A 22,124-nucleotide genomic window follows, 5' to 3' on the forward strand; every position below is an offset into this window, starting at 1 on the left:
GGTTCCACTACTGTTTCACCGTTCACACACCGGGCCATCGCAGCCGCGGCCGCCGCCATGGGCGCCCCTGGAGGACCAGCGCATGCCAATAAACAAGTCCCGGCCGTCCCAGGAAGAACCCTGGGAGAACGGCTGGGCCCCGGACAGTTCCCGGGCCCCCGGAACACGACGCCTGTGGTTGGCCGGCGGTCTCGCCGTGGCCACCATCGTGGCCTGCGTGACCACCATCGCCCTCAACGACCGTCCTGGGAACGAGAAGACGGCCGCCCGGCAGGGACAGACCCTGTCGGACGACGAGACGGAGGGCGGCGGACTGATCTCCTTCGCCACGCCTTCCGCTAGCACGTCGTCGACGCCCAAGGGGCAGCAGAGCGGGAAGAGTTCGGTCTCGCCGTCGCCCTCGGCGTCGCCGTCCCCCTCGTCCTCGCCCGGGCCGCAGGGCAGTTCGTCGCCGGGCGCGTCCACCGGGCCCGCGCCGAAGCCGACGAAGAAGCCGGCCGACCCCGGGACGGGCGTCGCACGGCGGTCCGTGCAGGCGGTCAACTACCCCGACCGCTACTGGCATGTGAGCCAGGGTCTGGTGAGGCTCGACGCGCCGGGCGGCTCGCAGTCCCGCGCCGACTCCACCTTCGAGGTCGTCAGGGGCCTGTCCAACGGCTCCTGTCTCTCCTTCAGGACGGACGACGGGGCCTATCTGCGCCACCGCAGCTTCGTCCTGCGCGCCGAACGCAACGACGGCTCGGCCCTGTTCTCGCAGGACGCGACCTTCTGCGTGTCGCGCTCCTCGTACGGCGACACGGTGATGTTCCAGTCGGTGAACTACCCCGACCGCATGCTGCGTCACCAGAACTTCGGGCTGCGCCTGGATCCGTACGGCTACAACACGACCAACCGTCAGGACTTCATGTTCCGCCTCGTCGGCGGACTCGGCTGAGGACGGTCGGCGCTGCGTCCGGGCCGCCTCGACGGGCGGCCCGGGCGCGGGGGACGACAGACGGGTGTGGCCCCCGGCAGCTCTGCCGGGGGCCACACCTGTCAGGTCTCGGGGCGTGCGTCAGACGTTGAAGCCGAGCGCGCGCAGCTGCTCGCGACCGTCGTCCGTGATCTTGTCCGGGCCCCACGGCGGCATCCAGACCCAGTTGATGCGCAGCTCGTTGACCAGACCGTCCGTGGCGGACTTCGCCTGGTCCTCGATGACGTCCGTCAGCGGACAGGCCGCCGACGTCAGGGTCATGTCGATCGTCGCGATGTTCGCGTCGTCGATGTGGATGCCGTAGATCAGCCCGAGGTTGACCACGTCGATGCCCAGTTCGGGGTCGACGACGTCGTACAACGCCTCGCGGACCTCCTCCTCCGAGGCGGGCTTCATCTCAAGGGTCTCGCTCATGCCGTGTTCCTTTCGGCGTCGGCTCCGCCCAGGGCCTGGGCCGTCGCGTCCTTCCACGCCATCCAGCTGAGGAGGGCGCACTTGACCCGGGCCGGGTACTTGGAGACGCCGGCGAACGCGATCGCGTCCTCCAGCACCTCCTCCATCGCGTCGTCGGGCTCGATCCGGCCCTTGGACTGCATCAGCTCCAGGAAGGTCTCCTGGATCTTCTGCGCGTCCGCCAGGTCCTTGCCGACCAGCAGGTCGTTCAGGACGGAGGCGCTGGCCTGGCTGATGGAACAGCCCTGGCCCTCGTAACTGACGTCCTCGATCGTCGTGCCGTCGTACTTCACCCGCAGGGTGATCTCGTCGCCGCACGTCGGATTGACGTGGTGCACCTCGGCGTCGCCATCGCGCAGACCACGCCCGTGCGGGTGCTTGTAGTGGTCCAGGATGACTTCCTGGTACATCGAGTCCAGCTTCATCCGCTCGCTCGCCAACCCCTCAGCCGAAGAAGTTCCGTACGTGCTCCAGACCGTCGACCAGGGCGTCGATCTCGGCCGGCGTGGAGTACAGATAGAACGACGCCCGGGTGGTCGCGGGAATTCCGTAGCGCAGGCAGACGGGGCGGGCGCAGTGGTGTCCCACCCGGACCGCGATGCCCTCCTCGTCGAGCACCTGGCCCACGTCGTGCGGGTGGATGTCGCCGAGCGTGAAGGAGATCGCGGCGCCCCGGTCCTCGGCCGTGGTGGGGCCGATGATGCGCAGGTCGGGGACCTCGCCGAGCTTCTTCACCGCGTACTCGGTGAGCGCGTGCTCGTGGGCGAGGATCTTGTCCATGCCGATCGAGGACAGGTAGTCGATCGCCGCGCCGAGGCCCACGGCCTGGGCGATCGGCGGGGTGCCCGCCTCGAACTTGTGGGGAGCCGGGGCGTAGGTCGAGGAGTGCATCGACACGGTCTCGATCATCTCGCCGCCGCCGAGGAACGGCGGCAGGTCCTCGAGCAGCTCCTGGCGGCCCCACAGCACGCCGATGCCGGTCGGGCCGCACATCTTGTGGCCGGTGAAGGCCACGAAGTCGGCCTGAAGCGCCTGCACGTCCAGCGGCATGTGCGGCGCGGCCTGCGAGGCGTCGACGCACACGAGGGCGCCGACCTCCTGCGCGCGGCGCACTATCGCCTCGACGGGGTTGACCGTGCCGAGGATGTTCGACACCAGCACGAAGGAGACGATCTTCGTCTTCTCCGTGATGATCTCGTCGATGTTGGACAGGTCCAGCCGGCCGTCGTCGGTGAGGCCGAACCACTTCAGCTTCGCGCCCGTGCGCTGCGCCAGCAGCTGCCACGGCACGATGTTGGAGTGGTGCTCCATCTCCGTGATGACGATCTCGGTCTCGGAGTCCACGCGGTAGGGCTCGTCGGCCCAGCCCAGCATGTTCGCCACGAGGTTGAGCGACTCCGAGGCGTTCTTGGTGAAGATCACCTCGTCGCGCGAGGGCGCGTTGACGAACTCCGCGACCTTGTCGCGCGCGCCCTCGTACAGCGCCGTGGCCTCTTCGGCGAGCACATGCACACCGCGGTGGACGTTGGCGTTGTAGCGCTCGTAGTACTCGTTGAGGGCGTCCAGCACCTGGCGCGGCTTCTGCGACGTCGCCGCGTTGTCCAGGTACACGAGCTTCTTACCGTCGTGGACCTGACGGTCCAGGATGGGGAAGTCCTTGCGGATCGCCTCGACGTCGAGGAGGCCCGGCAGCTGCGTCACGCGGATACGCCACCCTTCGTGTAAACCTCGTAGCCCTCGTTCTCCAGCTTGTCGGCGAGCTCGGCGCCGCCGGACTCGACGATGCGGCCGCCCGAGAAGACGTGGACGAAGTCGGGCTTGATGTAGCGCAGGATGCGCGTGTAGTGCGTGATCAGCAGGGTGCCGACCTCGCCGGTCTCGCGGACGCGGTTGACGCCCTCGGAGACGATGCGCAGGGCGTCGACGTCGAGGCCGGAGTCGGTCTCGTCGAGGATCGCGACCTTCGGGCGCAGCAGCTCCAGCTGGAGGATCTCGTGGCGCTTCTTCTCGCCGCCGGAGAAGCCCTCGTTGACGTTGCGCTCGGCGAAGGAGGTGTCCATGTTGAGGCGCTCCATGGCCTCCTTGACCTCCTTGACCCAGGTCCGCAGCTTGGGGGCCTCGCCGCGGACGGCGGTGGCGGAGGTGCGCAGGAAGTTCGACACGGAGACGCCGGGGACCTCGACCGGGTACTGCATCGCGAGGAACAGGCCGGCGCGGGCGCGCTCGTCGACGGACATCTCCAGGACGTCCTCGCCGTCGAGGGTGACGGTGCCGCCGGTGACCGTGTACTTCGGGTGACCCGCGAGCGAGTAGGCGAGGGTCGACTTGCCGGAGCCGTTGGGGCCCATGATGGCGTGCGTCTCGCCCTGCTTCACGGTGAGGTCGACGCCCTTGAGGATCTCCTTCGTGGCGTTGTCGGCCTCGACGGTGACGTGCAGGTCTCGGATTTCAAGCGTTGCCATGGGTGCCTCAGGACTCCTGGGAAAGGGAGACGAGCACGTCGTCCCCTTCGATCTTTACGGGGTATACGGGGACGGGGCGCGTCGCGGGAAGGCCGGACGGCTTGCCGGTGCGCAGGTCGAACGAGGAACCGTGCAGCCAGCACTCGATCTGGCAGTCCTCCACCTCGCCCTCCGAGAGGGAGACGTTCGCGTGCGAGCAGATGTCGTTGACGGCGAACACCTCCCCCGCGGTGCGGACGACCGAGACCGGCGTGCCGTCGAGTTCCACCCGCTTGGGGGTGTCCTCCGCCAGCTCGCTCAGCGCGCACGCCCGGACGAATCCAGCACGGTCGTCGGCCATCAGACGGTGGCCTTCAGCTCGGTCTCGATCCGGGCGATGAGGCGCTCCTCGATGTCCTCGACGCCGATCTGCTGGACCAGCTCGGCGAAGAAGCCGCGGACCACCAGGCGACGGGCCTCGTCGGCCGGGATGCCGCGGGCCATCAGGTAGAAGAGCTGCTCGTCGTCGAAGCGGCCGGTGGCGCTGGCGTGGCCGGCGCCGACGATCTCGCCGGTCTCGATCTCCAGGTTCGGCACCGAGTCGACCCGCGCGCCGTCCGTGAGGACGAGGTTGCGGTTCATCTCGTAGGTGTCGGTGCCCTCGGCCTTGGCCTCGATGAGCACGTCGCCGATCCAGACGGCGTGCGCGGCCTCGCCCTGGAGCGCGCCCTTGTAGACGACGTTGGACTTGCAGTGCGGGACGTTGTGGTCGACCAGGAGGCGGTGCTCCTGGTGCTGACCGGCGTCCGTGAAGTACAGGCCGAACAGCTCGGCCTCGGCGCCGGGGCCGGCGTACGCCACGCGCGGGTTCAGCCGGACGAGGTCGCCGCCGAAGGTCACCACGACCGACTTGAAGGTCGCGTCCCGGCCGACGAGCGCGTTGTGCTGCGCCACGTGCACGGCCTTGTCGTCCCAGTCCTGGACGGAGACGACGGTCAGCTTCGCGCCGTCCCCGAGGACGTAGTCGACGTTGGCGGCGAGCACGGCGTCACCGGTGTGGTCGATGACGACGACGGCCTCGGCGAAGGCGCCCAGCTCGACGACCTGGTGGCCGTAGGAGACCCCGCCCTCGCCGTGCACCGTGATGCGGATCGGCTCGGTGAGCACCGTCTCCTTGGGGACGGTGATCACGCCGGCCTTCTCGAACGCCGAGTAGGCCTGGGCGGCGACCCGGTCCACCGGGGTACCCGCCCGGCCGAGGCGCGCGTCGTCGCGGTCGACGAGTTCGACGACGACGCCCTCGGGGGCCTCGACGGCGACCTTGACGCCCTCGCCGGTGGCGACGGCGGTGCCGTCGTGCAGGCCGCGCAGGCGCTCCAGCGGCGTGAACCGCCACTCCTCCTCGCGACCGTGCGGGACCGGGAAGTCCGCGACGTCGAAGGACGGGGGCGCGCTCATGCGCGTGGCGACGGTCGACTCGGCGGCCACCGCGATCTGGCCGGCGGTGGTGGACCCGACCGGGATGTTCTGAGCCTCAGCCATGGCTGTCGGTCTGCTCTCTTCCTACGTCAGAAAATTGCTGCTGCTGTCGGGGGGCGGTACTAGCCGACCGCGCCTTCCATCTGCAGCTCGATCAGCCGGTTGAGCTCCAGGGCGTACTCCATGGGCAGCTCCTTCGCGATGGGCTCGACGAAGCCGCGCACGATCATCGCCATCGCCTCGAACTCGGTCATGCCACGGCTCATCAGGTAGAAGAGCTGGTCGTCGCTGACCTTGGAGACGGTGGCCTCGTGGCCCATGGACACGTCGTCCTCGCGGACGTCCACGTAGGGGTACGTGTCGGAGCGGGAGATGGTGTCGACGAGCAGCGCGTCGCACAGCACGTTGGACTTCGAGCCGTGCGCGCCCTCGCCGATCTCGACCAGACCGCGGTAGGAGGTGCGGCCGCCGCCGCGCGCCACCGACTTGGAGACGATGTTCGACGACGTGTTCGGCGCCATGTGGACCATCTTGGAGCCGGCGTCCTGGTGCTGGCCCTCGCCCGCGAAGGCGATGGAGAGGGTCTCGCCCTTGGCGTGCTCGCCCATCAGGTAGACGGCCGGGTACTTCATCGTCACCTTGGAGCCGATGTTGCCGTCGATCCACTCCATGGTCGCGCCCTCGTACGCCACGGCGCGCTTGGTGACCAGGTTGTAGACGTTGTTCGACCAGTTCTGGATGGTCGTGTAGCGGCAGCGGGCGTTCTTCTTGACGATGATCTCGACCACGGCGCTGTGCAGCGAGTCCGACTTGTAGATCGGCGCGGTGCAGCCCTCGACGTAGTGCACGTAGGCGCCCTCGTCGACGATGATCAGGGTCCGCTCGAACTGGCCCATGTTCTCGGTGTTGATCCGGAAGTAGGCCTGGAGCGGGATCTCGACGTGCACGCCCTTCGGCACGTAGATGAAGGAGCCGCCGGACCACACCGCGGTGTTCAGCGACGCGAACTTGTTGTCGCCGACCGGGATGACGGTGCCGAAGTACTCCTTGAAGAGCTCGGGGTGCTCCTTCAGCGCGGTGTCGGTGTCGAGGAAGATGACGCCCTGCTCCTCCAGGTCCTCGCGGATCTGGTGGTAGACGACCTCGGACTCGTACTGGGCCGCGACACCGGCCACGAGGCGCTGCTTCTCCGCCTCGGGGATGCCGAGCTTGTCGTACGTGTTCTTGATGTCCTCGGGCAGGTCCTCCCAGGACTCCGCCTGCTTCTCGGTGGAGCGCACGAAGTACTTGATGTTGTCGAAGTCGATCCCCGACAGGTCCGAGCCCCAGTTCGGCATGGGCTTCTTCTCGAAGAGCCGGAGGCCCTTGAGACGGAGCTTCGTCATCCACTCCGGCTCGGACTTCTTCGCGGAGATGTCCCGGACGACGTCCTCGTTGATGCCGCGCTTCGCAGAGGCGCCGGCAGTGTCGGAGTCGGCCCAGCCGTATTCGTACTTACCCAGACCCTCGAGTTCGGGGTGGGCAGTCTCCGTGGGGAGAGTCATGCGGGGTTCCTCCCGGCCGTGCTTGCGGATGCGTTGTCGGTGGCTGTGGAAACTCTGGGGATGAACGTCGTGCAGACGCCGTCGCCGTGCGCGATGGTCGCCAGCCGCTGGACGTGCGTTCCGAGCAGCTGGGAGAAGAACTCGGTCTCCGCCTCGCAGAGCTGCGGGAACTTCTCCGCGACATGGGCGACGGGGCAGTGGTGCTGGCACAGCTGCTCGCCGACCGGTGCGCTGCGCGCCGTAGCAGCGTACCCGTCCGCGGTCAGGGCCCTGGCCAGCGCTTCGGTGCGGTCCTCGGGGGCGGCCGCCTCGACGGCCTCGCGGTAGGCGGCGGCCTGCGCGGCGATCCTGGCGCGCGCGAAGGCGACGACGGCCTCGTCCCCGCCGAACCGCTCCTGGATGAAGCGCAGGGCGTCCGCGGCGAGGGTGTCGTAGGACTGGTCGAAGGCGTCGCGGCCGCAGTCGGTGAGCGCGAAGACCTTGGCGGGGCGCCCGCGCGTGCGCGCGCCGTAGACCCGCTGCTCGCGGGCCTGCACGACGTCGTCGGCGACCAGGGCGTCGAGGTGACGGCGCACGGCGGCGGGGGTCAGACCCAGCCGGCCGGCCAGCTCGGTGACGGTCGACGGCCCGTGGTCCAGGATGGATCGCGCGACACGGTTGCGGGTGGACCGCTCCCGGGTCGCGAGCTCCTCCTGGGGGGTCCCCGCGGGGGCCTCCCGAACCTCGCCGACGTTTTTCACAACGCCATTGTTGCGTAATTCCTCGGGCACAGGCAAGCGGGGTCCCGCGGACCGGGCGGTGCCCTGCGTCACTTAGGTCAACCTAATCTGACCTGGGAAAACGGCCCCCGCCGAGCCGGGCGGGCCGGGGCCGGCGGACAAAGCACTGGCCCGTGCGCCGCCGGTCGGGGACACTGCCGGACCATGCCCACACCCCCTCCCACCGGCCCACTCGTCACCCGCGCCTCCCTCGCGACGGAGCTGCGCGCACTCGGCGTCGCACCCGGAGAGATCCTGCTCGTGCACTCCTCGCTGCGCTCGCTCGGCTGGGTGTGCGGAGGCCCCGTGGCGGTCGTGCGGGCGCTGCTGGACGCCCTCGGCCCGGACGGCACCCTCGTGGTCCCGACGCAGACCGGCGACCTGTCCGACCCGGCGCTGTGGCGCGCTCCGCCGGTGCCCGAGGCCTGGTGGGAGACGATCCGGGCGACGATGCCCGCCTACGACCCGCTCCTCACCCCCTCCCGGGGCGTCGGCGTGATCCCCGAGACGGTCCGCACCTGGCCCGGCGCCCTGCGCAGCGCCCACCCGCAGACCTCCTTCGCGGCGCTCGGGGCGCGGGCGGCCGAGGTCGTGGCGGGGCACGCGCCGCACTGCCGGCTGGGCGAGGACAGCCCGCTCGCCCGGCTCGAGGAGCGCGGCGCGCGGGTGCTGCTGCTCGGCGCGGGCTACGACGCCTGCACCAGCTTCCACCTCGCCGAGTACCGCGTTCCCGCGCCCCTGGTGCGCGTCGGACGGCCCGGACCGGACGGCTGGGAGGAGGTGACCGAGGTGTCCGTCGACTCCGACCGCTTCGACGAGCTCGGCCACGACTTCGAGCGCGACCGGACCGTCGTGCGCGGCAGGGCCGGGGCCGCCGACGCCCGGCTGTTCGCGGTCGCCGACGCGGTGGCCTACGCCGAGCGGTGGCTGCCGCTGCACCGCCCCCGCGAGGACGGGTTCTGACCGTGCCCGCCGGGGGCCGTCCCCCGTGCGGGGCCGGTTCGCGCACCCCCCGGTCCGGGCCGCGGTGCGCGAACCTAGACTCTGGGGTCATGCGAAGCGAGCCTGTCGTCCGGGTCCAGGCCCTGGTGAAGCGGTACGGGGCGAAGACCGCGGTGAACGGCCTCGACCTGACGGCCGGGGCGGGCGTCACCGCCGTCCTCGGACCCAACGGCGCCGGCAAGACGACCACGGTCGAGACCTGCGAGGGATACCGCAGACCCGACTCCGGCACGGTCCGCGTCCTCGGCCTCGACCCGGTCCGGCAGGCCGCCGACCTGCGCCCCCGGATCGGCGTGATGCTTCAGTCCGGCGGGGTCTACTCCGGAGCGCGGGCCGAGGAGATGCTCCGGCACGTGGCCCGGCTGCACGCGCATCCGCTGGACGTCGACGCGCTCGTCGAGCGCCTCGGGCTCGGCTCCTGCGGCCGCACGGCCTACCGCCGGCTCTCCGGCGGCCAGCAGCAGCGCCTCGCGCTCGCGATGGCCGTCGTGGGGCGGCCGGAGCTGGTGTTCCTGGACGAGCCGACGGCCGGTCTCGACCCGCAGGCCCGCCGCGCCGCCTGGGACCTCGTGCGCGACCTGCGCGCCGACGGTGTGTCGGTCATCCTCACCACCCACTACATGGACGAGGCCGAACAGCTCGCCGACGACGTCGCCATCATCGACGCGGGCGGGGTCATCGCCCAGGGGTCCCCCGAGCAGCTGTGCCGGGGCGGCGCCGAGAACACCCTGCGCTTCACCGGCCGTCCCGGCCTCGACGTCGGCTCGCTGCTCAAGGCGCTGCCCGCCGACAGCTCCGCCGCCGAGCTGACCCCGGGCTCCTACCGGGTCATGGGCAAGGTGGATCCGCAGCTGCTCGCCACGGTCACCTCGTGGTGCGCACAGCACGGGGTGATGCCGGAGCGGATCTCGGTGGAGCGCCACACCCTGGAGGACGTCTTTCTTGAGCTGACCGGCAAGGAGCTGCGCTCGTGACCGCCACCGGCACCTACACGCCGAACCCCGGGGCCGCCCCCCTCCCCCGCATGATCGGGGCCCAGGCGGCGCTGGAGACCAGGATGCTGCTGCGCAACGGCGAACAGCTGCTGCTCACCGTCGTGATCCCGACCCTGCTGCTGGTCCTGTTCAGCGGCGTGGACATCGTCGACACCGGCGCGGGCAAGGCGGTGGACTTCCTCGCCCCCGGCATCCTCGCGCTCGCCGTGATGTCGACGGCCTTCACCGGACAGGCCATCGCGACCGGCTTCGAACGGCGCTACGGCGTGCTCAAGCGGCTCGCCTGCTCGCCGCTGCCGCGCTGGGGGCTGATGACGGCGAAGACCGCGTCGGTGCTGGTCACGGAGGTCCTCCAGGTGATCCTGCTCACCTCGATCGCCTTCGCGCTCGGCTGGGACCCGCACGGCAACCCCGCGGCCGTCCTGCTGCTCCTGGTCCTCGGCACGGCCGCGTTCTCCGGGCTCGGCCTGCTGATGGCGGGCACCCTGAAGGCCGAGGCGACGCTCGCCGCGGCCAACCTGGTCTTCCTGCTGCTGCTCGTGGGCGGCGGGGTGATCGTGCCGCTCGACAAGTTCCCGCCGGCCGCGCAGGACGTGCTGTCCCTGCTGCCCATCACGGCCCTCTCCGACGGTCTGCGCGACGTGCTCCAGCACGGCGCCGGCATGCCCTGGGGAGACCTGGGGATCCTCGCCGTGTGGGCGGTCGCCGGGCTCGCGGCGGCCGGCCGCTTCTTCCGCTGGGAGTAGCGGACCTGCTCGGGGGACCCTCGTGAAAGCGTGCACAAGCGGCGCGCTTACGATGGTGGCGTGCTGAACGTGACCCGTGCCGACGCCGTAGCCGCCGTGCGCAACCCCCTCGCCTTCATCGCCGCACGCTGGACCCCGGCCCCCCGGACGGTACGGCGCGCGGCCCTGTTCGCGCTCGTGATGTCGGTGGTCATCGTGGTCACCGGCGGCGCGGTCCGCCTCACCGGCTCCGGCCTGGGCTGCCCGACCTGGCCCAAGTGCACCGAGGACTCGCTCACCACGACCGGCGAGATGGGCTTCCACGGCGCCATCGAGTTCGGCAACCGCATGCTCACCTACGTGCTGTGCGCGGCCATCGGCTGGGCGATCGTCGCCGCGCGCTGCGAGAAGCCGCGCCGCCGGAGCCTGACGCGGCTGGGCTGGGCGCAGTTCTGGCTGGTGATGAGCAACGCCGTGCTCGGCGGGATCGTCGTGCTCGTCGGCCTGAACCCCTACACCGTCGCGGCGCACTTCCTGGCCGCCTCCGCGCTGATCGCGGTCGCCGCGGTGATGTGGCAGCGCTCCCAGGAAGGGGACGGCGAGCCCCGTCCGCTCGTCGGCAAGCCCGTGCGGCAGCTGGTGTGGTTCCTGGTGCTGGCCTGCGGGCTGCTGATCGCCGTCGGCACGGTGGTGACCGGCGCGGGCCCGCACGCCGGCGACTCCAGCAAGGTCGACCGCATGCCGCTCGACTGGGAGACGGTGGCCAAGCTGCACGCCGTCCTCGCCTGGATCGTGGTGACGCTGACGTTCGCCCTGTGGTTCATCCTCAAGGCGGTGGACGCTCCGAAGGCCCCGCTGGACCGCACCCGCGACCTCTTCCTGGTGCTGCTCTCCCAGGGCGTCATCGGCTACGTCCAGTACTTCACCGACCTGCCCGAGATCCTCGTCGGCCTGCACATGCTCGGCTCGGCCCTGGTGTGGATCGCGGTCCTGCGCGTCCCGCTGGCGCTGCGGGAACGGTCCGCGACGCCGGTCGACCTGCCGGGCCCCGCCGCCGAAGCGACGGTCGGCACCCGCGCCTGACCCGCCGCGCGCGGACCAGGCACAACCCCTCACACGCGCTCCTCGGCCACGCGCCCCACGGTCACGCGCACACGGGTCACACACGGGTCACGGGCACAGGTCCCGCCGTTCGGGGTGACCCGTTCCGCGGGCGGCGTCAGGCGTGCGCGGCGACCAGATCGTCGATCGCGGGCGCCAGGTAGGCCCGCGTCAGCTCGGCCCGGCGGGCCGGCCAGTCCGCGCCGCCCGCGCCCTCCCCGCCCTCTCCCGCTTCCCCGCCCTCTGCCGCTCCTGCCGCGTCTCCCGCGTCTCCTTCCTCTCCCGCGCCCGCCGCGCCCGCGCCGCCCGGGTACCGGCGCCGGGCGACGTCCGCGACGACCTCGGGCGGCGCGCCCAGCGCGGGCAGGTCGTCGAGAGCCTGACGCTTGGTGATCAGCCGCCCGTCCCGCAGTGTCGCCGTGGCCCGGGCGAAGGTCAGCAGCCCGAGGTCGACCCAGACGTCCCGGCGCCACAGGTGCGCCACGTCGACCGCGGGCCGCCAGGTGTCCCGCTGGTCGCGGACGACGAAGTCGCGCAGCGCGCCGTCCGACACCGGGGGCAGCAGCGCGCGCGGCGGTTCCCCGTGCAGCACCCTGCCGAAGTCGAGCAGTTCCCGCCGGGTCACCGGGGTGACCGGCCGCCGGAACAGCTCGCCGTGCGCCCAGGTGAGGTGGCGCCGTTCGGGGCCGGCCGTGCCGCGCGGGGTGAGGTAGCTACAGTGCAGCAGCGGGGCGAGCGGCTCCCCACGCAGGCGGGCGTGCAGCCGGGCCAGGGCCCACACCGTGCCCGGGGCGAGCGGGCCCGGCAGGACCGCGATGAGGTCGAGGTCGCTGCGGCCCTCCTGGTAGTCGCCCCCGGCGAGGGAGCCGTGGGCCCAGACGGCGACCGGCTCCACCGCCGCCAGTCCGGCGAGGAAGCGGTCCAGTAACGCGTCCGTACGGCTGGTCATGCGCCGAGTCTTCCCGGTTCAGCCCAGCCGGTACACCCGGTGCGCGTTGCCGGCCGCGATCAGGCCCGCGACCCGCCGGGCGTCACCGGGCGACCACGCGCCCTCGGCGACCCAGTCCCCCAGCACCCGGGACAGGGCCTCGCGGAACAGCATCGCCCCGACCACGTGCAGCTCGGGCAGGCCCCGGGCTCCGCTGGAGAAGAGGATCTTGCCGAAGGGGGCCAGCTCCAGGATCTCCGCGAGGATCGTCGCCGCGCGGGCCCCGGTGCGCACGAGCGCCGCGCCGGAGTCGGCGTACACGTGCGGGAAGACCCCGGCGAGGTGGGCGGCGTGCCGGTGGTAGGGGTAGCCGTGCAGCAGGACGAGGTCGGTGCCCAGCCCGGCGGTCGCCCGGACGAAGTCGGTGAGCAGGGCGGGGTCGGTGCGGTCGATGCGCGCCCCGGGCTCCCCGAGTCCGGCGTGCAGCTGAAGGGGCAGCCCCGAGGCGACGGCGATCCACAGCAGGTGGCGCAGCAGCACCGGGTCGCTCAGCTCGCCGCCGACCGGGCGGGCGGCCAGCCAGCGGCCGGCGGCGCCCCGCACCTCTCCCGGACCGGGCGGCTCGGGCGCGAGCGCGAGGCCGTGGCGGACCCCCGCCACGGAGGTGAAGGCCACCGCGCCGGCGGCCGCCGCGTGGACCGCCTCGGCGAGGTTGGCGAGGAACGACTCGACGGTCCCGGAGGTGTCGGCGACCTGCTCGGCGAGGAGCTCCAGCCGCACGATCTCGCGGGCCTCGGCCCCTCCCGCGCCGGCCAGCTCGCCGGGCCCGGTGAGGTCCCCGGGCAGCCCCGTGTCGACCAGGTAGGTGGTGATGCCGCTGCCCCGCAGCAGCCGGCGACCCGCCTCCAGTACGCCGAGTTCACGACGCCGGGCGAGATAACGGGCGGGCGGGGCGTGCGGTTCCAGGCCGAGCAGCGGGGGGCACCAGCGGCGTACCGCGAAGCCGGTCTGCGTGTCGAAGAGCGTCGTGCCCGGCGCGGGCGGCCCCTCGGTGCGGGCCAGCTGGGCCTCGAACGTGCCGAGGCCCAGCTCCGTTCTCAGGACGCCGTGGCAGTACTGGTCCACCAAGGACGGCGTTTCGAGCATCCGGACTCCCCGGGAGATGGACCACGTCGCTTCCACGGGTCCTAACGGGTGAACCGGGTGTCAGGTGTTGCGTGCGGGAGGATCAGCCGTTCTTCGGTCCGCCGACCTGGATGCCCGCCATCCGCGACCACTCGTACGGGCCCGTGCGCACCTTCGCCGCGAACTCGCCGTCGAAGGACTCGTGGGCGGTGACCCCGGCCTTGCGCACGGCCTCTTCGGCCACCGCGACCGAGGGGGCCACCAGGTCGCCCCAGCCGCCGTCCTCACCGACGAGCACGATGCGGGCGCCGCGCTCGCCGATGTAGGCGATCTGGCTCTCGGCCCCGCCGTGCGCCTTGGAGAACGCGCTGATCCGCTTGGCGAGCCGCGCGGCCCTGCGCTCGGCCCTGGCGGCCTGCTTGGCGTCGGCCGCCTCGTCAACCTGCTTGGTGTCTGCCATGGTCAGGATGCTACCGACGGGTAGCGGCAACGGCGACGGCCGGGGTGCGTGGCCTTGACCACGCGCCCCGGCCGTCGGGCCGTACGGGAGGCGTCAGCGCAGGAAGGGGTCCACCGCGACCGCCACGAACAGCAGCGACACATAGGTGATGGACCAGTGGAACAGCCGCATCTCCTTGAGCTTGCCGCCCGTGACCTCGGCCTTCGCCCGGTTCTGGAGGCCGTGCGCCTCCCACAGCCACCAGCCGCCCGCCGCCAGCGCCACCGCGGTGTAGAACCAGCCGGTGTAGCCGAGCGGCTGGAGGAGGAGCGAGACGCCGACCATCACCCAGCTGTAGAGGACGATCTGCTTGGCGACGGTCTTGTTGGAGGCGACGACCGGCAGCATCGGCACGCCCACGCGCGCGTAGTCGTCCTTGACCTTCATCGACAGCGGCCAGTAGTGCGGCGGCGTCCAGAAGAACATCACCAGGAAGAGGACGACCGGGGCCCAGGAGAGCGAGTTCGTGACCGAGGACCAGCCGATCAGCACCGGCATGCAGCCGGCGATGCCGCCCCACACGATGTTCTGCGAGGTGCGGCGCTTGAGGATCATCGTGTAGACGACGACGTAGAAGAGGAGCGCGCCGAGGGCGAGCCAGGCCGACAGCCAGTTGACGGTCAGCCCGAACAGCAGGGTGGAACCCACCGCGAGGGTGATGCCGAAGGCGAGGCATTCACGCGGGCTGACCATCCCGGTGACCAGCGGCCGCTGCGAGGTGCGGTCCATCAGCGCGTCGATGTCGCGGTCGATGTACATGTTGAGGGCGTTCGCGCCGCCCGCGGACAGGTAGCCGCCGAGGCAGGTCAGAAGGACGAGCCCGAGGTCCGGTACGCCCTGCTGCGCCAAGAACATCACCGGGACGGTGGTGATGAGCAGCAGTTCGATGATCCGCGGCTTCGTCAGCGCCACGAACGCCTTGACCCGGGCCCCGACCGGCCGCCGGCTCGGGCTCTGGCTCGCCCCGACGATCCCCACTGGACGGGATTCAACGGCCGTCACGCACACCCCTGACAGAGACTCCCAGCAAGCCCCGGGTGTGAACTCCCCGTAAAGGCTCGCGCGTACCACGCCACTGTAGACGTTGCCCATACCCCGATATTCGCGGGGGTGGGGTCGTGTTGGACGACGCCCGCGGAAGAGCCGGGAGGCACTCTGTTGAGCACTCGTACGAGCGGCTCCGTATTCACTTGCTGAACAGGGAACACACCGGTCGGGAGGCGGATCGCGAAGCTACCCGGCAGTCTGTAATGACTCGAAAAAATGCACGTTCGCACGGGGGTAGGCTCGACAACGGCCGGTGGGCGCCGCGTGCACCGGCATTCGACATGCGTGACATGTGGAGAGGAGCCCTGACCCAGGGTGAGCACCAAGCCGACCACCACAGACCTCGAGTGGACCGAACTGGACCAGCGGGCCGTGGACACCGCCCGCGTCCTGGCCGCCGACGCCGTACAGAAGGTCGGCAACGGCCATCCCGGTACGGCGATGAGCCTCGCGCCTGCCGCGTACACCCTCTTCCAGAAGGTGATGCGGCACGACCCGGCGGACGCCGACTGGGTCGGCCGCGACCGCTTCGTGCTGTCCGCGGGACACTCGTCCCTGACCCTCTACACCCAGCTGTACCTGGCCGGCTTCGGCCTGGAGCTGGATGACCTGAAGGCGTTCCGCACCTGGGGCTCGAAGACCCCGGGGCACCCGGAGTACGGCCACACCACGGGCGTGGAGACGACCACCGGACCGCTGGGGCAGGGCGTCGCCAACGCCGTGGGCATGGCCATGGCCGCCCGCTACGAGCGCGGTCTGTTCGACCCGGACGCCCCGCAGGGCGAGTCCCCGTTCGACCACTTCGTCTTCGCGATCGCCGGCGACGGCTGCCTCCAGGAGGGCATCTCCGCCGAGGCGTCCTCGATGGCCGGCCACCAAAAGCTCGGCAACCTGATCCTGCTGTGGGACGACAACCACATCTCGATCGAGGGCGACACCGAGACGGCCGTGTCCGAGGACACCGTCAAGCGGTACGAGGCGTACGGCTGGCACGTGCAGCGCGTGGCCCCGAAGCCGGACGGCGACCTGGACCCGCACGCCCTGTACGACGCCATCGAGGCGGCGAAGGCGGTGACGGACCGGCCGTCCTTCATCGCGATGCGCTCGATCATCGCCTGGCCCGCGCCGAACGCGCAGAACACCGAGGCCGCCCACGGCTCGGCGCTCGGCGACGACGAGGTCGCGGCCACCAAGCGCGTCCTGGGCTTCGACCCGGACAAGACCTTCGACGTCGCGGGCGACGTCATCGCGCACACCCGCGGCGCCCTCGAGCGCGGCCAGGCGGCCCGCGCCGTGTGGGAGAAGTCCTTCCAGCAGTGGCGCGACAACAACCCCGACCGCGCCGCCGAGTACGACCGCATCGCCGCGGGCGAGCTGCCGGCCGGCTGGGAGGAGAAGCTCCCGGTCTTCGAGCCGGGCAAGTCCGTCGCCACGCGTGCCGCGTCCGGCAAGGTGCTCCAGGCGCTCGGCGGGGTCATCCCCGAGCTGTGGGGCGGCTCCGCCGACCTCGCCGGGTCCAACAACACGACGATCGACAAGACGTCGTCGTTCCTGCCCGAGGGCAACCCGCTGCCCGAGGCGAGCCCGTACGGCCGCACCGTGCACTTCGGCATCCGCGAGCACTCCATGGCCGCGGAGATGAACGGCATCGCCCTGCACGGCAACACCCGCATCTACGGCGGCACCTTCCTGGTGTTCTCCGACTACATGCGCAACGCCGTCCGGCTGTCGGCCCTGATGCACGTGCCGGTCACCTACGTGTGGACGCACGACTCCATCGGCCTCGGCGAGGACGGCCCCACCCACCAGCCGGTCGAGCACCTCGCGTCGCTGCGCGCGATCCCGGGCCTGAACGTGGTCCGCCCGGCCGACGCCAACGAGACCGCGATCGCCTGGCGCGAGATCCTCAAGCGCTGGACGAAGGTCTTCGGCAAGGGCGCCCCGCACGGCCTGGTCCTCACCCGTCAGGGCGTGCCCGCCTACGAGCCGAACGAGGGCGCCGCCAAGGGCGGGTACGTGCTGTTCGAGGCCTCCGGCGGAACGCCCGAGGTGATCCTCGTCGCGACGGGCTCCGAGGTGCACGTCGCCGTCGAGGCGCGCGAGCGTCTCGAGGCCGACGGGGTGCCCACGCGCGTGGTGTCCATGCCGTCCGTGGAGTGGTTCGAGGAGCAGGACCAGGGGTACCGGGACAGCGTCCTGCCGCCCTCTGTCAGGGCCCGTGTCGCGGTCGAGGCGGGTATCGGTCTGACCTGGCACAAGTACGTCGGTGACGCCGGTCGCATCGTTTCCCTGGAGCACTTCGGTGCTTCCGCCGACGGCAAGGTCCTCTTCCAGGAGTACGGCTTCACTGCCGAGAACGTGGCCGCGAAGGCCCGGGAATCCCTCGCCGCCGCCCAGCGCTGACGCTCACATACGACCCGTAGGAGATGTAATTCCATGACAGACGCACTCAAGCGCCTCTCCGAAGAAGGCGTCGCGATCTGGCTGGACGACCTGTCGCGCAAGCGGATCACGTCCGGCAACCTCGCCGAGCTGATCGACCAGCAGCACGTCGTGGGCGTCACCACCAACCCGTCGATCTTCCAGAAGGCGATCTCGCAGGGCGACGGCTACGACCAGCAGCTGTCGGACCTCGCCGCCCGCAAGGTGACGGTCGAAGAGGCGATCCGCATGATCACGACGGCGGACGTCCGTGACGCCGCCGACATCCTGCGCCCGGTCTTCGACGCCACCGGCGGCCAGGACGGCCGGGTGTCCATCGAGGTCGACCCGCGCCTGGCGCACCACACCAAGCCGACGGTCGCCGAGGCCAAGCAGCTCGCCTGGTTGGTCGACCGCCCCAACACGCTGATCAAGATCCCGGCCACGATGGGCGGCCTGCCGGCCATCACCGAGGTCATCGGCCTGGGCATCAGCGTCAACGTCACGCTGATCTTCTCGCTGGAGCGCTACCGCCAGGTCATGGACGCGTACCTGTCCGGCCTGGAGCAGGCCAAGGAGCGCGGCCTGGACCTGTCGAAGATCCACTCGGTGGCGTCCTTCTTCGTGTCCCGGGTGGACACCGAGATCGACAAGCGGCTCGACGCGCTCGGCACCGACGAGGCCAAGGCCGCCCGCGGCAAGGCGGGCCTCGCCAACGCGCGCCTCGCCTACCAGGCGTACGAGGAGGTCTTCGCCGGCGAGCGCTGGGCCGCGCTGGAGAAGGCGGGCGCCAACAAGCAGCGTCCGCTGTGGGCCTCCACCGGCGTGAAGGACCCCGCGTACAAGGACACCCTGTACGTGGACGACCTGGTGGCGCCGAACACGGTGAACACCATGCCGGAGGCGACCCTGTTCGCCGCCGAGGACCACGGCTCGATCACCGGCGACACGGTCACCGGCACGTACGAGCAGGCCCGCGCGGAGATCGACGCCGTCGAGAAGCTCGGCATCTCCTACGACGAGGTGGTCCAGCTCCTGGAGGACGAGGGCGTCGAGAAGTTCGAGGCGTCCTGGAACGACCTGCTCAAGTCGACCGAGGCGGAGCTGGAACGCCTCGCCCCCTCGGAGGGCTGAGAACTTGTCCCCCCTTTCCGGTTCCGGGGCCAACCCGCTCCGTGACCCCGCAGACCGACGGCTCCCGCGCATCGCGGGGCCGTCGGGCCTGGTCATCTTCGGCGTGACGGGCGATTTGTCCCGGAAGAAGCTCATGCCCGCCGTGTACGACCTCGCCAACCGGGGTCTGCTGCCGCCGGGCTTCTCGCTGGTCGGCTTCGCCCGCCGCGAGTGGGAGCACGAGGACTTCGCCCAGGAGGTCCACGACGCGGTCAAGGACCACGCCCGCACGCCCTTCCGCGAGGAGGTCTGGCAGCAGCTCGTCCAGGGCATGCGCTTCGTGCAGGGCACCTTCGACGACGACGACGCCTTCGAGCGCCTGCGCGCCACCATCGAGGAACTCGACAAGGCGCAGGGCACGGGCGGCAACTTCGCCTTCTACCTCTCGGTGCCGCCGCGCTCCTTCCCGGTGGTCATCCAGCAGCTGAAGAAGCACGGCCTGGCCGACCAGAAGAACGGCTCCTGGCGACGCGCCGTCATCGAGAAGCCCTTCGGCCACGACCTCGCCTCGGCCGAGGAGCTCAACAAGGTCGTCCACGAGGTCTTCGGCTCGGACCAGGTCTTCCGGATCGACCACTACCTCGGCAAGGAGACCGTCCAGAACATCCTGGCGCTCCGCTTCGCCAACACCATGTTCGAGCCGATCTGGAACCGGTCCTTCGTGGACCACGTGCAGATCACGATGGCCGAGGACATCGGCATCGGCGGCCGGGCCGGGTACTACGACGGCATCGGCGCCGCCCGTGACGTCATCCAGAACCACCTGCTCCAGCTCATGGCCCTGACGGCCATGGAGGAGCCGGCCTCCTTCGACGCGGACGCGCTGGCCGCCGAGAAGACCAAGGTGCTCGGCGCCGTCCGGCTGCCCAAGGACCTGGGCCGCGACACCGTGCGCGGTCAGTACGCGGCCGGCTGGCAGGGCGGCGAGAAGGCCGTCGGCTACCTCGAAGAGGACGGCATCGACCCCAAGTCGAAGACCGACACCTACGCGGCGATCAAGGTCGGCGTGGACAACCGCCGCTGGGCGGGCGTCCCGTTCTACCTGCGCACCGGCAAGCGGCTGGGCCGCCGGGTCACCGAGATCGCGGTGGTCTTCCAGCGGGCGCCGCACTCGCCCTTCGACTCCACCGCCACCGAGGAGCTCGGCGCCAACGCGATCGTCATCCGCGTCCAGCCGGACGAGGGCATCACGGTCCGCTTCGGCTCCAAGGTCCCCGGCACCTCCATGGAGATCCGGGACGTGTCGATGGACTTCGCCTACGGCGAGTCCTTCACGGAGTCCAGCCCCGAGGCCTACGAGCGGCTGATCCTCGACGTGCTGCTGGGCGACTCGAACCTCTTCCCCCGCACGGAAGAGGTGGAGCTGTCCTGGAAGATCCTCGACCCGATCGAGAAGTACTGGGACAAGAACGGCAAGCCCGCGCAGTACCCGTCGGGCACCTGGGGTCCCGTCGAGGCCGACGAGATGCTCGAGCGAGACGGACGGAGCTGGCGCCGGCCATGAAGACAGACCTCACGGACACCACCGCCAGCAAGATCAACAAGGCGTTGGTGCAGGGCCGCCGCGCGATAGGCACCCCCGCCGTCGGCATGGTGCTCACCCTCGTCGTCGTCACCGACGAGGAGAACGCCTACGACGCCCTCAAGGCCGCCGACGACGCGTCGCACGAGCACCCCTCGCGCACGCTGGTGGTCATCAAGCGCGTCTCGCGCTCCCCCCGGGGCCGCACCCAGTCCCGCCTCGACGCCGAGGTGCGGCTGGGCGCTGACGCCGGCAGCGGCGAGACCGTCGTCCTGCGGCTGTACGGCGAGGTGTCCGACCACGCCCAGTCGGTCGTCCTGCCGCTGCTGCTGCCGGACGCGCCGGTGGTGGTCTGGTGGTCGGTGGACGCCCCGCGCGACCCGGCGGGCGACCCGCTGGGCGCCCTGGGCCAGCGCCGGGTCACCGACAGCTACACGGCCGAGAAGCCCATCGAGGAGCTGCGGGCCCGGGCCGAGAGCTACGAGCCGGGCGACACCGACCTGGCGTGGGCCCGGATCACCCCGTGGCGCTCGATGCTGGCGGCCGCTCTCGACCAGGTCAGCTGCGAGATCGTGTCCGCCGAAGTGGCGGGCGAGGAGTCCAACCCGAGCGTCGAGCTGCTCGCCATGTGGCTGGCCGACCGGCTCCACGTCCACGTCCGGCGCGCGGTGTCGGCCGGTCCCGGACTGACCCAGGTCCGGATGGAGACCACCGGCGGCCCGATCACGCTGCACCGGTCGGACGGGGCGATGGCCACCCTGGCGCTGCCGGGCCAGCCGGACCGGGCGGTGGCGCTCAAGCGGCGCGAGACGTCGGAGCTGCTCGCGGAGGAGCTGCGCCGGCTCGACCCGGACGACACCTACGCGTCCGCGCTGCGCTTCGGCGTGGACCGGCTCGGCGGCCAGTCGGCCGCGGAGCGCGAGGCGGAGCGGGCCGCGGCCGCCGCCCAGCCCACGCCGGCCCTGCCGGTGCGCACGGTGCCGGACCCGGCCGCCCCGGCGGACAGCGCCGACGACGCCGCGCCGGCCCGCCCGGCCGCAGCCCCGGCGAGCCCGGGCGACGCCGACCGGCCTTCGCCGGCGCAGATGCCCCCGGTCAGGAAAGCGGATCCGCAGTGAACACCCCCCAGCTGGTCGTGCACCACGACAAGGAGCTGATGGCGCAGGCCGCGGCGGCCCGGCTGATCACGAAGATCGTGGACGCCCAGGCCTCCCGGGGTGTGGCGTCCGTGGTCCTCACGGGCGGCCGCAACGGCAACGGGCTGCTCGCCGCGCTGGCGGCCGCGCCCGCCCGGGACGCCGTCGACTGGAGCCGTCTCGACCTGTGGTGGGGCGACGAGCGGTTCCTGCCCGAGGGCGACCCGGAGCGCAACGTCACGCAGGCCCGCGAGGCCCTGCTGGACTCGGTGCCCGTGGACCCGAAGCGCGTGCACGCCATGCCCGCGTCCGACGGTCCGCACGGCGCGGACGTGGAGGCGGCCGCGGTCGCCTACGCCGAGGAGCTGGCCCGCGCCGCGGGCCCGGAGAACCACGGCGCCGTGCCCGCGTTCGACGTCCTGATGCTGGGCGTCGGCCCGGACACCCATGTGGCCTCGCTCTTCCCGGAGCTGCCGGCCGTGCGGGAGACCGAGCGCACGGTGGTCGGCGTGCGCGGGGCGCCCAAGCCCCCGCCCAACCGGGTCACCCTCACCCTCCCCGCGATCCGGGCGGCCCGTGAGGTGTGGCTGCTCGCGGCCGGCGAGGACAAGGCGCAGGCGGCGGCGATCGCGCTGTCCGGCGCGGGCGAGATCCAGGCCCCGGCGGCGGGAGCGCGCGGCAGGTCCCGCACGCTGTGGCTGCTGGACTCCGCGGCGGCCTCCCGGCTGCCGCGGTCGCTGTACCCGCCGGCTTCGGCGTGAGCGAGGGGCGGCGGGTACAGCGACCGCGGCAGCCGGGAGGC

General features: G+C 71.4%; 22 protein-coding genes. 10 read left to right on the top strand and 12 right to left on the bottom strand.

The genetic code is table 11. The annotated features are described in order from the left end of the window. Positions 1-82: 82 nt before the first annotated feature. On the top strand, positions 83-934 hold the full coding sequence (locus KMS84_RS10610) for an AbfB domain-containing protein (protein WP_256915880.1): 852 nt from the start codon (positions 83-85) through the stop codon (positions 932-934). 120 nt (positions 935-1,054) lie between these two features. Here KMS84_RS10610 and KMS84_RS10615 read toward each other — a convergent pair whose 3' ends face one another. From KMS84_RS10615 to KMS84_RS10650, 8 genes are read right to left on the bottom strand one after another with little or no spacing between them, the layout of a single operon-like run. Further along, a complete protein-coding gene (locus tag KMS84_RS10615) occupies positions 1,055-1,387 on the bottom strand; it encodes a metal-sulfur cluster assembly factor (RefSeq protein ID WP_020130530.1) in 333 nt (110 codons plus the stop codon). Next, on the bottom strand, positions 1,384-1,851 hold the full coding sequence (gene sufU, locus KMS84_RS10620) for a Fe-S cluster assembly sulfur transfer protein SufU (RefSeq protein WP_256915928.1): 468 nt from the start codon (positions 1,849-1,851) through the stop codon (positions 1,384-1,386). The genes KMS84_RS10615 and sufU overlap by 4 nt, the downstream gene beginning before the upstream one ends. A gap of 19 nt (positions 1,852-1,870) precedes the next feature. Next, positions 1,871-3,127, bottom strand: coding sequence for a cysteine desulfurase (locus KMS84_RS10625; RefSeq protein WP_256915881.1), 1,257 nt, complete (start codon positions 3,125-3,127; stop codon positions 1,871-1,873). Then, positions 3,124-3,888, bottom strand: a complete 765-nt coding sequence (gene sufC / locus KMS84_RS10630; RefSeq protein ID WP_069771125.1) for a Fe-S cluster assembly ATPase SufC — start codon at positions 3,886-3,888, stop codon at positions 3,124-3,126. The genes KMS84_RS10625 and sufC overlap by 4 nt, the downstream gene beginning before the upstream one ends. Before the next feature lie 7 nt (positions 3,889-3,895). Continuing rightward, positions 3,896-4,228: a non-heme iron oxygenase ferredoxin subunit gene (locus tag KMS84_RS10635; RefSeq protein ID WP_256915882.1), complete on the bottom strand. Its 333-nt coding sequence runs from the start codon at positions 4,226-4,228 to the stop codon at positions 3,896-3,898. Then, on the bottom strand, positions 4,228-5,409 hold the full coding sequence (sufD, locus tag KMS84_RS10640) for a Fe-S cluster assembly protein SufD (RefSeq protein WP_256915883.1): 1,182 nt from the start codon (positions 5,407-5,409) through the stop codon (positions 4,228-4,230). Before sufD ends, KMS84_RS10635 begins: the two co-directional genes overlap by 1 nt. A gap of 59 nt (positions 5,410-5,468) precedes the next feature. Then, positions 5,469-6,890: a Fe-S cluster assembly protein SufB gene (gene sufB, locus KMS84_RS10645; RefSeq protein ID WP_057581212.1), complete on the bottom strand. Its 1,422-nt coding sequence runs from the start codon at positions 6,888-6,890 to the stop codon at positions 5,469-5,471. Continuing rightward, positions 6,887-7,630, bottom strand: coding sequence for a helix-turn-helix transcriptional regulator (locus KMS84_RS10650; protein ID WP_256915884.1), 744 nt, complete (start codon positions 7,628-7,630; stop codon positions 6,887-6,889). The genes sufB and KMS84_RS10650 overlap by 4 nt, the downstream gene beginning before the upstream one ends. A 183-nt stretch (positions 7,631-7,813) precedes the next feature. Here KMS84_RS10650 and KMS84_RS10655 point away from each other — a divergent pair, with 183 nt between their 5' ends. The 4 genes from KMS84_RS10655 (at position 7,814) to KMS84_RS10670 (ending at position 11,453) form a co-directional block, all read left to right on the top strand. Next, complete coding sequence (locus KMS84_RS10655) at positions 7,814-8,611, top strand: AAC(3) family N-acetyltransferase (RefSeq protein WP_256915885.1); 798 nt, start codon at positions 7,814-7,816, stop codon at positions 8,609-8,611. Between the two features lie 89 nt (positions 8,612-8,700). Further along, a complete protein-coding gene (locus KMS84_RS10660; protein WP_256915886.1) occupies positions 8,701-9,624 on the top strand; it encodes an ABC transporter ATP-binding protein in 924 nt (307 codons plus the stop codon). 50 nt (positions 9,625-9,674) lie between these two features. Next, positions 9,675-10,391, top strand: coding sequence for an ABC transporter permease (locus tag KMS84_RS10665; protein ID WP_256915929.1), 717 nt, complete (start codon positions 9,675-9,677; stop codon positions 10,389-10,391). Between the two features lie 69 nt (positions 10,392-10,460). Then, positions 10,461-11,453, top strand: a complete 993-nt coding sequence (locus KMS84_RS10670) for a COX15/CtaA family protein (RefSeq protein ID WP_256915930.1) — start codon at positions 10,461-10,463, stop codon at positions 11,451-11,453. Between the two features lie 136 nt (positions 11,454-11,589). On the opposite strand, the gene KMS84_RS10675 is transcribed toward KMS84_RS10670, so the two are convergent. The 4 genes from KMS84_RS10675 to KMS84_RS10690 form a co-directional block, all read right to left on the bottom strand. Continuing rightward, complete coding sequence (locus KMS84_RS10675) at positions 11,590-12,420, bottom strand: nucleotidyltransferase domain-containing protein (RefSeq protein WP_256915887.1); 831 nt, start codon at positions 12,418-12,420, stop codon at positions 11,590-11,592. Between the two features lie 18 nt (positions 12,421-12,438). Next, positions 12,439-13,545, bottom strand: coding sequence for an amidohydrolase family protein (locus KMS84_RS10680; RefSeq protein WP_256915888.1), 1,107 nt, complete (start codon positions 13,543-13,545; stop codon positions 12,439-12,441). A gap of 82 nt (positions 13,546-13,627) precedes the next feature. Then, on the bottom strand, positions 13,628-13,984 hold the full coding sequence (locus tag KMS84_RS10685; protein WP_256915889.1) for a hypothetical protein: 357 nt from the start codon (positions 13,982-13,984) through the stop codon (positions 13,628-13,630). Positions 13,985-14,077: 93 nt separating this feature from the next. Beyond that, on the bottom strand, positions 14,078-15,031 hold the full coding sequence (locus tag KMS84_RS10690; protein WP_256915890.1) for a heme o synthase: 954 nt from the start codon (positions 15,029-15,031) through the stop codon (positions 14,078-14,080). Between the two features lie 354 nt (positions 15,032-15,385). Between KMS84_RS10690 and tkt the strand changes: the two genes are divergently transcribed. The 5 genes from tkt to pgl are packed head-to-tail and all read left to right on the top strand — an operon-like array spanning position 15,386 to position 22,083. Next, positions 15,386-17,473, top strand: a complete 2,088-nt coding sequence (tkt, locus tag KMS84_RS10695; protein WP_256915891.1) for a transketolase — start codon at positions 15,386-15,388, stop codon at positions 17,471-17,473. A 33-nt stretch (positions 17,474-17,506) separates the two neighbouring features. After that, positions 17,507-18,625, top strand: coding sequence for a transaldolase (tal, locus tag KMS84_RS10700; RefSeq protein WP_256915892.1), 1,119 nt, complete (start codon positions 17,507-17,509; stop codon positions 18,623-18,625). Positions 18,626-18,629: 4 nt separating this feature from the next. Then, the gene (gene zwf / locus KMS84_RS10705; RefSeq protein ID WP_256915893.1) at positions 18,630-20,168 is read left to right on the top strand and encodes a glucose-6-phosphate dehydrogenase; all 1,539 of its coding nucleotides are present in this window, start codon (positions 18,630-18,632) and stop codon (positions 20,166-20,168) included. Beyond that, positions 20,165-21,304, top strand: a complete 1,140-nt coding sequence (gene opcA, locus KMS84_RS10710) for a glucose-6-phosphate dehydrogenase assembly protein OpcA (protein ID WP_256915894.1) — start codon at positions 20,165-20,167, stop codon at positions 21,302-21,304. Before zwf ends, opcA begins: the two co-directional genes overlap by 4 nt. Continuing rightward, positions 21,301-22,083: a 6-phosphogluconolactonase gene (gene pgl / locus KMS84_RS10715; protein ID WP_256915895.1), complete on the top strand. Its 783-nt coding sequence runs from the start codon at positions 21,301-21,303 to the stop codon at positions 22,081-22,083. The genes opcA and pgl overlap by 4 nt, the downstream gene beginning before the upstream one ends. The last annotated feature ends 41 nt before the right edge of the window (positions 22,084-22,124 follow it).

Source organism: Streptomyces hilarionis (assembly GCF_024539675.1).
Classification (GTDB): Bacteria; Actinomycetota; Actinomycetes; order Streptomycetales; family Streptomycetaceae; genus Streptomyces; species Streptomyces hilarionis.